8 protein-coding genes are annotated in these 9,455 nt (G+C 60.5%); 4 read left to right on the top strand and 4 right to left on the bottom strand.

Annotated features, from left to right (window positions below; all coding sequences use genetic code 11):
* The first annotated feature begins 421 nt into the window (after positions 1-421).
* Positions 422-1,180 (top strand): hypothetical protein, encoded by a 759-nt coding sequence (locus tag QLG10_RS10425; protein WP_177411676.1) that lies wholly within the window; start codon positions 422-424, stop codon positions 1,178-1,180.
* Positions 1,181-1,314: 134 nt separating this feature from the next.
* On the opposite strand, the gene QLG10_RS10420 is transcribed toward QLG10_RS10425, so the two are convergent.
* Both QLG10_RS10420 and QLG10_RS10415 read right to left on the bottom strand, forming a co-directional pair.
* Complete coding sequence (locus QLG10_RS10420; RefSeq protein ID WP_282487313.1) at positions 1,315-3,279, bottom strand: methyl-accepting chemotaxis protein; 1,965 nt, start codon at positions 3,277-3,279, stop codon at positions 1,315-1,317.
* A 133-nt stretch (positions 3,280-3,412) separates the two neighbouring features.
* Positions 3,413-4,174 carry an SDR family oxidoreductase gene (locus QLG10_RS10415; protein ID WP_282487312.1) on the bottom strand — a complete coding sequence of 254 codons (762 nt, stop codon included), beginning with the start codon at positions 4,172-4,174 and terminating at the stop codon, positions 3,413-3,415.
* A 235-nt stretch (positions 4,175-4,409) separates the two neighbouring features.
* Here QLG10_RS10415 and QLG10_RS10410 point away from each other — a divergent pair, with 235 nt between their 5' ends.
* A complete protein-coding gene (locus tag QLG10_RS10410; RefSeq protein WP_110754177.1) occupies positions 4,410-5,414 on the top strand; it encodes an NADP-dependent oxidoreductase in 1,005 nt (334 codons plus the stop codon).
* A gap of 100 nt (positions 5,415-5,514) precedes the next feature.
* On the opposite strand, the gene pyrF is transcribed toward QLG10_RS10410, so the two are convergent.
* Positions 5,515-6,213: an orotidine-5'-phosphate decarboxylase gene (gene pyrF, locus QLG10_RS10405; RefSeq protein ID WP_282487311.1), complete on the bottom strand. Its 699-nt coding sequence runs from the start codon at positions 6,211-6,213 to the stop codon at positions 5,515-5,517.
* A gap of 296 nt (positions 6,214-6,509) precedes the next feature.
* Between pyrF and QLG10_RS10400 the strand changes: the two genes are divergently transcribed.
* Both QLG10_RS10400 and QLG10_RS10395 read left to right on the top strand, forming a co-directional pair.
* Entirely contained in the window at positions 6,510-7,268 is a 759-nt protein-coding gene (locus tag QLG10_RS10400) for a response regulator (RefSeq protein ID WP_110754179.1), read from the top strand.
* Positions 7,268-8,320 (top strand): HAMP domain-containing sensor histidine kinase, encoded by a 1,053-nt coding sequence (locus QLG10_RS10395; protein ID WP_188263742.1) that lies wholly within the window; start codon positions 7,268-7,270, stop codon positions 8,318-8,320. Before QLG10_RS10400 ends, QLG10_RS10395 begins: the two co-directional genes overlap by 1 nt.
* 20 nt (positions 8,321-8,340) lie before the next feature.
* On the opposite strand, the gene QLG10_RS10390 is transcribed toward QLG10_RS10395, so the two are convergent.
* Entirely contained in the window at positions 8,341-9,393 is a 1,053-nt protein-coding gene (locus QLG10_RS10390; protein ID WP_110754253.1) for an AI-2E family transporter, read from the bottom strand.
* Positions 9,394-9,455 lie beyond the last annotated feature (62 nt).

The following is a 9,455-nucleotide window of genomic DNA, read 5'->3' as shown; positions in this document are numbered from 1 at the left end:
AACCCCTGTTACCGCCGTGAAAGGGCGGTGTCCTAGGCCACTAGACGAAGGGGACACACTACAACATTCACTCCCTGCTTCGTTTCGCTGTTCGCTTTACGCTGCAAGTGGCGCGCATTCTATGGATGGATTGAGAGGTCGTCAACCCCCTGTTATAAATTTATTTAAATCAATGACTTCGCGCTGCTTTGCGACCCCTCCCGGCTTTTCTGTCGCCTGGGGTCTGGCGCCTATATTCTGACACTCGCCAAGACGTTATAGTCGACGCCATGAGTGATGGCAATATGCTTCAGAGTGCCAGCATTTATATACGCGGACCGCGGCCGATAAACCTTCAGCCACGCCGAGCCAGGCGCCTGAAGGCCAGGCCACTTCACTCGCATGCAAACCCTATAAAGAGGTCTTACCGGTGACACCACTCATGATCACCCTGCTCGTCGTAGCCGGGATTGCACTCTTGATCGCCATTGGCTACATCAACCATGTGGTGGAAAACAATAAGCTGGAAAGGGCCCGCACCAAGGTTGAACTCAATGATCGACTGCGTCGCTGTGGGGAGATCACCGAGACGTTTCCCGGCCAGTTGATGACGCCAGCGCTGAAACTGTTGCTGACGCGCCTGGAACTGAATGTTTGCCAACGCCTGCTGAACCTGGAAAAGACCAGCGCCAACCTCAAGGCACGGATTACTGAACTGGAGGCTCTGGTCGGCCAGGGCGAATCAATTCCAGTCAACAACCCGCCGGCACCGATCCAGACCGAGGCCAAGGCCAAGGACGTGCGTTTCCTGCTCGAAGCCCTGCACGGCCAAATCACCCGCGCTGCCCAGGATGGTTTTTTGCCACCCAATGAAGCCAAGGGCTGGATTCGTCAAGTGCGCCATATCCTTGTGCTGCTGCACATCGAGTTTTTCAACAACCTCGGCCAGCATTCCCTGCAGCAGAACCAGCCCGGCCAAGCGCGACTGGCGTTCGAACGCGGCGTGCAGTACCTGCGCAAACAACAGGAACCCCAGGTCTACGCCGAACAACTGGAATACCTGGAAAAACTCCTGGCCCGCGCCAACGACCAGGTCATGGACCGTATCGCTCCGGTAGAAGGTGACGTCAACCAATTGACCGAAGGCCTGAAGGACGTCGAGGCGGATGCGGACTGGAAGAAGAAAGTGATCTACGACTGATCACAGAACGAACGTAAAAAAGCAGTAATACACACGAAGATCAAAAGACCGCAGCCTGCGGCAGCTCCTACATGAAATGTGATCCAGTAGGAGCTGCCGCAGGCTGCGATCTTTTAGCGGCTGTCAGGCCAGCATTAAAGCCTGAAATGCCCCACCATCCCCTTCAACTCAACCCCCAACTGCGCCAGCTCGATACTCGACGCCGCGTTGCCCTGCATCGCCAGCGAAGACTGGTCCGCACTCTCTCGAATGCTCGTGACGCTGCGATTGATTTCCTCGGCCACCGAACTCTGCTCCTCGGCAGCAGCGGCGATCTGCTGGTTCATCTGCTGAATCAAGGACACGGCCGCCGCGATACTCCCCAGCGCACTCTCGGTCTGCAGTGCATCGCTGACGGCCAGCTTCACTAACTCACCGCTACTTTGTATCTGCTGCACCGAGGCCTGCGCCGCCGCGCGCAAGGCGCTGACCAGTCGCTCGATCTCTTCGGTCGATTGCTGGGTGCGCTTGGCCAGGGCCCGCACTTCATCGGCCACCACCGCAAACCCCCTGCCCTGCTCGCCCGCCCGGGCTGCTTCGATGGCCGCGTTCAGGGCCAACAGGTTGGTCTGTTCCGCCACGCTCTTGATAACGCCGAGCACCGTGCCGATGTTCTGGATTTCCGCGCTCAGGCTTTCGATACTTGAACTGGCCGACGTGGCGGAATCCGCCAGTTGCTCGATCCGCACCATACTCTGGCGCACCACCTGCTGCCCGCTTTCAACCTTGCCATCCGCCGTTTGCGCCGCCAGCGCGGCCTCTTCGGCGTTACGCGCAACGTCATGCACGGTGGCGGTCATCTGGTTCATGGCCGTGGCAACCTGTTCGGTTTCTTCCTTCTGGCTGCTGACTTCGAGGTTGGTCTGCTCAGTCACGGCAGACAAGGATTGCGCTGAAGTGGCCAACTGCTCGATGCCCGCCTGCAAACCGCTGACGATCTGGCTCAGCCCTGCGCCCATCTGCTGCATGGCCTGCATCAACTGGCCGATCTCGTCACGGCGGGTCACCTCGACCTTCGCACTCAGGTCCCCTGCAGCGATCTGCTGCGCCACACGAATCACAGAGCGCAGCGGCGCCACGATCAAGCGGGTAATCACCCACGCTGCAATCAAGCCGACCAGCAAGGCCAGCACCGAAGAGCCGAGTATCAGTAGCGAGTTGTTTTTCAGTTGCACCTGCATCGACTGGTCTTCGGCGACATAGGCCTGATCCACCCGCTCCACCACTTGGGCAGCGCGTTGGTGCAATTGTTGGTAGACGGTTTTTTCCTGCTCCAGCAGGCCGGTGTACTCAGCGAGCTTGTCGCTGAAACTGGCGATATGGCCGGTGACTTCATTGAGGACCGTCTGGTAGCCCTCATCCTTGACCGTGGTCTTGAGTTGCTCGGCCTGGGCCAGCGCCTGACTGGCCTGCTCGATCTTGCCCTGCCCGGCGCTGTCGTCGCCCTTGCGGCTCTGGGCCAGACGCACGTGTGCTTCGTTCATGGCTTGCAACATCAACCGCGAAACCTGGCTGACCTGACTGGCTTGCTCGATGAACGCGGCCCCGTCCTTGCCTTCGGTTTCCTTCAGCGTGTAAGCGCCATCATCGGCGAGCCCGGCTTGCAGGATGTCGAGATTGTTGGCCACGCTGGACACCGACCAACTGGCCATTTCCAGCGCCAGGTCCTTGGCCTGGCTGAGCGAGACAAACTCGTCAAACGCCTTGCGGTAAGCCCCCAGGGACTGCTCGACATCATTCATGACCGGTACATTGGCCGCCGATGCTGACTTGAGCTGGTTTGCCAGGGCGATCAGGCCGTCAACGCCTGCGTGCAGGGCATCGACGGTTTTCGAGCTGCCATGCAAGGCATATTCCTGCTCCAACAGTCGCACCTTGAGCAAACCGCTGTTGAGCGAAGACATCTGCTTGAGCCCGTCGAAGCGATGGCTGATGGTTTGCAGCGACCATACACCGATCGCCGCCACCAGGGCCGTCAGCAGCAACACCAGCGCAAACCCTATACCCAGTTTTTTTGCCATACCGAGGTTGGCAAAACGTCCTTGCACGGCCGAATTCATTGCACTCAGTCCCCCGCCATTATCGTTACGGCAGAGTCGCAACGGCCCCGGATCAACACAAGACTCTGGCGCCTGAATAATGGCAAAAAGCTACGCCCGCGTCGTTTTCAGAACGCTGGAGGTCGATCCGCTATCAAAACGCCGTAACCCCGCCATCCACGGCCAATGAATGCCCGGTGGTGAACGCCGCACCATCACTGCACAGGTACAGCACCGCGCTGGCGATTTCCTCGACCTTGCCGATGCGGCCGACCGGGTGCATCGCATTGGCGAACTCGCCCTTCTTCGGGTCTGCCTCATAAGCACGGCGGAACATGTCAGTGTCGATCACCGCCGGGCACACGGCATTGACGCGGATTTTTTTCTTGGCGTATTCAATCGCGGCCGATTTGGTCAGGCCAATGACAGCGTGCTTGGACGCCGCGTAGATGCTCATCTTCGGCGCAGCCCCGAGACCTGCCACTGACGCGGTATTGACGATTGCACCGCCGCCCTGGGCCAGCAACAAAGGCAATTGGTATTTCATGCACAACCAGACGCCTTTGACGTTGACGCCCATGATCGCGTCAAACTCCTCGACCGTACCTTCGGCCAGCTTGCCTTTTTCGATCTCGATACCGGCATTGTTGAATGCATAGTCGAGACGGCCGTAGGTATTGACCACTTCATCCATCAGGTTCTTTACATCGCTTTCCACTGTCACGTTGCACCGCACGAAGGTCGCTTCACCGCCAGCCGTACGGATCAGCGCGACCGTGCCCTCGCCGCCCGCTGTGTCCAGGTCGGCCACCACCACCTTCAAGCCTTCGGCGGCAAACGCCTGGGCAGTGGCTCGGCCGATGCCGGCTGCCGCGCCTGTCACCACTGCCACCTGGCCGGAAAACGTCATGTTCATTGTGCTGTCCTCGAAGAGTAGTTTGCGGGGGATCGCGAGTTCCCAGCATAGCCACAGCCCCCATGGCCCGGCAGCACTATCAAAAGGCCGGTTGAGTCCCCATGAGTGGCAGTGATGGAACTACCGTACTAACTATCACCGCACTGGATAAGACTGTATTCGCCGGATCAGCCGAACTTGCGGCATCGACCTCGAGGGTCTATCAACAAGGTTTCATTCATCCTGAGTGCCTGCCATGACGTCCCAGACCAATCGCCAATTTCTGCTCGCCAAACGCCCAGTGGGTGCCGCGACCCGGGAAACATTCACTTATCAGGAAGTACCGGTCGGCGAACCGGCTGCAGGCCAGATCCTGGTCAAGAACGAATACCTGTCCCTGGACCCGGCCATGCGCGGCTGGATGAACGAAGGCAAGTCCTACATCCCGCCGGTCGGTCTTGGCGAAGTGATGCGCGCGTTGGGCGTGGGCAAAGTCATCGCATCAAACAACCCTGGCTTTGCGGTGGGCGACTACGTCAACGGCGCCCTCGGCGTACAGGATTATTTCCTGGGTGAGCCGCGCGGGTTCTATAAAGTCGATCCGCAACTGGCGCCGCTACCGCGCTATTTATCCGCACTGGGCATGACCGGTATGACCGCTTACTTCGCGTTGCTTGACGTGGGTGCACCCAAGGCCGGCGATACCGTCGTACTGTCGGGCGCTGCCGGTGCGGTGGGCAGCATTGCCGGGCAGATTGCCAAGATCAAGGGCTGTCGGGTAGTCGGTATCGCTGGCGGCGCGGACAAGTGCAGGTTCCTCATCGACGAGCTGGGTTTTGACGGCGCCATTGACTACAAGAATGAAGATGTCGTTGCCGGCCTCAAGCGCGAGTGCCCCAAAGGCGTGGACGTTTTTTTCGATAACGTGGGCGGCGATATCCTCGACGCGGTATTGAGCCGCTTGAACTTCAAGGCAAGGGTGGTGATCTGTGGCGCCATCAGCCAGTACAACAACAAGGAAGCGGTCAAGGGCCCGGCCAACTATCTGTCACTGCTGGTCAACCGCGCACGCATGGAAGGTTTTGTGGTGATGGACTACGCCGCGCAGTTCGCCGCCGCCGGACAGGAAATGGCTGGCTGGATCGCCAAGGGGCAGCTCAAGAGCAAGGAAGACATCGTCGAGGGCCTGGAGACCTTCCCGGAGACGCTGATGAAGTTGTTCAGCGGGGAGAATTTCGGCAAGTTGGTGCTGAAAGTCTGACGCTGTTCTGTAGGAGCTGGCTTGCCAGCGATGCAGGCACCGCGGTTATTCAGGTGAACCGCGGTGATACATTCGCCGGCAAGCCGGCTCCTACAGGTATTCAGGCAAGCTCAGCCACTACAGAAGCCAAAGCCTTGGCCGGGTCTGCGGCCTGGCTGATCGGGCGGCCGATCACCAGGTAATCGGAACCGGCATCCAGCGCCTGGCGCGGAGTCAGGATACGGCGTTGATCGTCCTGGGCGCTGCCCGCCGGGCGAATCCCAGGGGTCACCAGTTGCAGCGACGGGTGCGCCGATTTCAGCGCCTGGGCTTCCAGGGCCGAGCACACCAGGCCATCCATACCGGCTTTTTCCGCCAGGGCGGCCAAGCGCAGAACCTGCTTTTGCGGCTCGATGTCCAGACCGATACCCGCCAGATCCTCACGCTCCATGCTGGTCAACACCGTCACACCGATCAGCAGCGGTTTTGGCCCGGTGCGCTGGTCCAGCACTTCGCGACAAGCCGCCATCATGCGCAGGCCACCGGAGCAGTGAACGTTGACCATCCACACGCCCATTTCCGCCGCGGCCTTGACGGCCATGGCCGTGGTGTTGGGGATGTCGTGGAACTTGAGGTCCAGGAACACTTCGAAACCCTTGTCACGCAGGGTGCCAACGATTTCCGAAGCGCAGCTGGTGAACAGTTCTTTACCGACTTTGACCCGGCACAGTTTCGGGTCCAATTGATCGGCCAGCTTCAGTGCGGCGTCACGGGTAGGGAAATCCAGGGCGACGATGATAGGAGTCTGGCAGGCGGACATGAGTGGGCTCTCAGGCAAGTCGAAATCGGCGCGCATTGTAGCGGAACCAATGGCCCTGCGGGACCCGATGATCGGTAAATCGTCGAGATCGCTGCGCCAAGACTAGCCTCTGCGGCAATTGTGTCGAGTTCGGTACAGTCAGGACACGCCCCCAACATCCTTGTCCGCTACCCTCGGCAACCGCAATACGTCCTTGGCTCAGCACTTCCCGCCTCCGGGCAGGACGCCTATGCTGGAACCACAACCTCGCAGCCTATCTTTGTGGTTGGCAGCCTACCTGGCAGATGAACCCACGCATGCACAACTCTCCAGCCCCCGTGAACGACGATCAAAAAGCGCCCGGCGATGAAAAGCGCTGGAGCATTCGCGCCCTGATCGTCGACGATGATGTGCCGATCCGCGAGCTGATGATCGACTACCTGGCGCGCTTCAACATCCACGCCAGCGGTGTCACCGATGGCGCCGCCATGCGTCTGGCGATGCAGGCGGAGCATTTCGACGTGGTGGTGCTCGACTTGATGCTGCCCGGCGAAGACGGCCTGTCGCTGTGCCGCTGGTTGCGCGGCGAATCGGATATTCCGATCCTGATGCTCACGGCACGTTGCGAACCCACCGACCGGATCATCGGCCTCGAGCTCGGCGCCGACGACTACATGGCCAAGCCGTTCGAACCCCGCGAGCTGGTCGCACGCATCCAGACCATTCTGCGCCGGGTGCGGGACGACCGCAGCGAACAACGGGCGAACATCCGTTTCGACAATTGGCGCCTGAACAGCGTGCTGCGCCAATTGGTTGCAGCCGATGGCCTGGTGGTGCCGCTGTCCAATGCCGAATTTCGCCTGTTGTGGGTGTTTATTGAACGTCCGCGCCGGGTCCTCAGCCGCGAGCAACTGCTGGATGCCGCTCGTGGCCGTTCGATCGAAGCCTTCGATCGCAGCATTGACCTGCTGGTGTCGCGCCTGCGGCAGAAACTCGGTGACGATCCCAAGGCCCCGCAACTGATCAAAACCGTCCGTGGTGAGGGTTACCTGTTTGACGCCCGGGACATCGGTTGATGCGGGCGCGCTTCGATACGTTGTTCGGCCGCCTGTTTGGAGTACTGCTGATCGCGATTGTCCTGGCACACCTGCTGGCATTTGCATGGTTTCACTATTACGGCCCGCCGCCCCCTCCCCCCACGCCACCGACATTTTCCGAAGACCTGGCGGGTCAACGCCCGCCGATGGACCCGCGCCTGGCCCCCCACCCTGCGAGGCCATGGTTTGGCGGACCACTGGTACCGCTGACGTTTCAGCTGATCTCGCTGATCATTGCAGCCTGGTACGGCGCCAAATTACTCAGCCGGCCGATTCAGCGCCTGAGCGACGCGGCCGAACGCCTGAGTGAAAACCTCGACAGTAAGCCACTGGAGGAATCCGGCCCGCGGGAAGCGCGACAAGCGGCGCACACGTTCAACAAAATGCAGCAACGCATCATCGAGCAGGTCAAGCAGCGCTCGCGCATGCTCGGCGCGGTGTCCCACGACCTGCGCACGCCCCTGTCGCGGCTCAAACTGCGCCTGGAGCAAATTGACGATGACAAGCTGCAAGGACAGATGCGCCAGGATCTGGACGACATGATCAGCATGCTCGATGCAACGCTCGGCTACCTGCACGAACAGCGCACCAGCGAGGCGTCACAGTGGATGGATGTGCAGGCGCTGGTCGAGTCCCTGAGCGAAAACGCCCAGGATCAGGGGGCAAACGTCCAGGCCAGCGGTCATTGCGCGCCGCTGCAAGTCCAGCCGATGGCGCTGCGCTCCTGTATCAACAACCTGCTGGACAACGCCTTGCGTTATGCCGGGAATGCGTTGATCACGCTCGAAGATAATCGCCAACACCTGGTGATCAGGGTCATCGACCATGGTCCAGGGATCGCGGCGGATAAACGTGAAGCCGTATTCGAACCGTTCTTCCGATTGGAGGGCTCACGCAACCGCAACTCCGGCGGCGTCGGCCTGGGCATGACCATTGCTCGCGAGGCAGCGCAACGCCTGGGCGGGCAGCTCAGCCTGGAAGAAACGCCCGGTGGTGGGCTGACGGCGATCATCCGCCTGCCCAGGACTTGAGTGCAGCGCAAGGATTGAATTCAGCGACGGTCATCAATCCGCGAATGGCTTTTGCTCCAGTCGGTCAACAGGCTGTAAGCCACGGCCAGCAACGTCGGCCCGATAAACAGGCCAATGAATCCGAACGCGATCAACCCACCAAACACCCCTAGCAACACAATCACCAGCGGCAAATTCCCACCCCGGCTGATCAGGTAAGGCTTGAGCACGTTGTCCACGCCGCTGATGATGAACATGCCCCATACGCCGAGGAACACCGCCATCCCGTACTCGCCCTTCCAGGCCAGCCAGGCAGTGGCTGGAATCCATACCAGCGGCGGCCCCATGGGAATCAGGCTGAGCAGGAAGGTCACGATACCGAGCACCAGTGCCCCGGGGACCCCGGCAATCAGGAAGCCGATCAACGCCAGGACCGCCTGGGCCGCGGCGGTGCCGATCACGCCGTTTACCACCCGTTGCACGGTGCCGGCAACCAGCTCGATGTAGTAACCGGCACGGTGGCCGATCAGCCGCTCCAGCAATCCATGAACAAAGGCCGCCAACCGTGGGCCGTCGCGATAGAAAAAGAATACGAAGACAATGCTCAGGGTCAGCTCGAGGATGCCGCCGCCAATCTGTGCGCTACGCGCCAGCAACCAGTTGCCGACCTGCCCCAGATAAGGCTTGAGCGACACCATCATCGCCGCGCCCTGCTGATCGACACTGTTCCAGATGACCACCAGCCGCTCGCCCACCAGGGGAATGCCACCCAGCCACTGCGGCGCTTCAGGCAGGCCGTCGACTTGCACGTCCTTGATGAACGCCGTGGCGTCGCGCACATGGTCCGCCAGGTTGAACCCCAGCCACACCAGCGGCGCCGCCACCAGCACCATCCAGCCCACGGTCAGCAGGGCCGCTGCCAGGGATTCGCGGCCATTGAGCCAGCGGGTCAGCAGGCGCATCAGTGGCCAACTGGCGAATGCCAGTACCGCGCCCCAGAACAGGGCCGACCAGAACGGCGCCATCACCCATAAGCTCGCGCCAAACAGCACCAGGAGCAGGATCTGCACCAACAGCCGATCGTTATTGATCATCACAGTCTCGAAAAAGTCATTCAGCAAAAAGAGTAGGCGAACACGCCACGCGTGTTCGCCGG

Source organism: Pseudomonas sp. V98_8 (assembly GCF_029967975.1).
Lineage (GTDB): Bacteria > Pseudomonadota > Gammaproteobacteria > Pseudomonadales > Pseudomonadaceae > Aquipseudomonas > Aquipseudomonas umsongensis.
Note: the sequence above shows the minus strand (reverse complement) of the source record. Positions and strands in the feature narration are given on the sequence as shown.

Excerpts from the sequence above, each read along its gene's own strand:
- QLG10_RS10425 (WP_177411676.1), top strand. The coding sequence starts at position 422 with ATGATCACCCTGCTCGTCGTAGCCGGGATTGCACTCTTGATCGCCATT.
- QLG10_RS10420 (WP_282487313.1), bottom strand. The coding sequence starts at position 3,279 with ATGAATTCGGCCGTGCAAGGACGTTTTGCCAACCTCGGTATGGCAAAA.
- QLG10_RS10415 (WP_282487312.1), bottom strand. The coding sequence starts at position 4,174 with ATGAACATGACGTTTTCCGGCCAGGTGGCAGTGGTGACAGGCGCGGCA.
- QLG10_RS10410 (WP_110754177.1), top strand. The coding sequence starts at position 4,410 with ATGACGTCCCAGACCAATCGCCAATTTCTGCTCGCCAAACGCCCAGTG.
- pyrF (WP_282487311.1), bottom strand. The coding sequence starts at position 6,213 with ATGTCCGCCTGCCAGACTCCTATCATCGTCGCCCTGGATTTCCCTACC.
- QLG10_RS10400 (WP_110754179.1), top strand. The coding sequence starts at position 6,510 with ATGCACAACTCTCCAGCCCCCGTGAACGACGATCAAAAAGCGCCCGGC.
- QLG10_RS10395 (WP_188263742.1), top strand. The coding sequence starts at position 7,268 with ATGCGGGCGCGCTTCGATACGTTGTTCGGCCGCCTGTTTGGAGTACTG.
- QLG10_RS10390 (WP_110754253.1), bottom strand. The coding sequence starts at position 9,393 with ATGATCAATAACGATCGGCTGTTGGTGCAGATCCTGCTCCTGGTGCTG.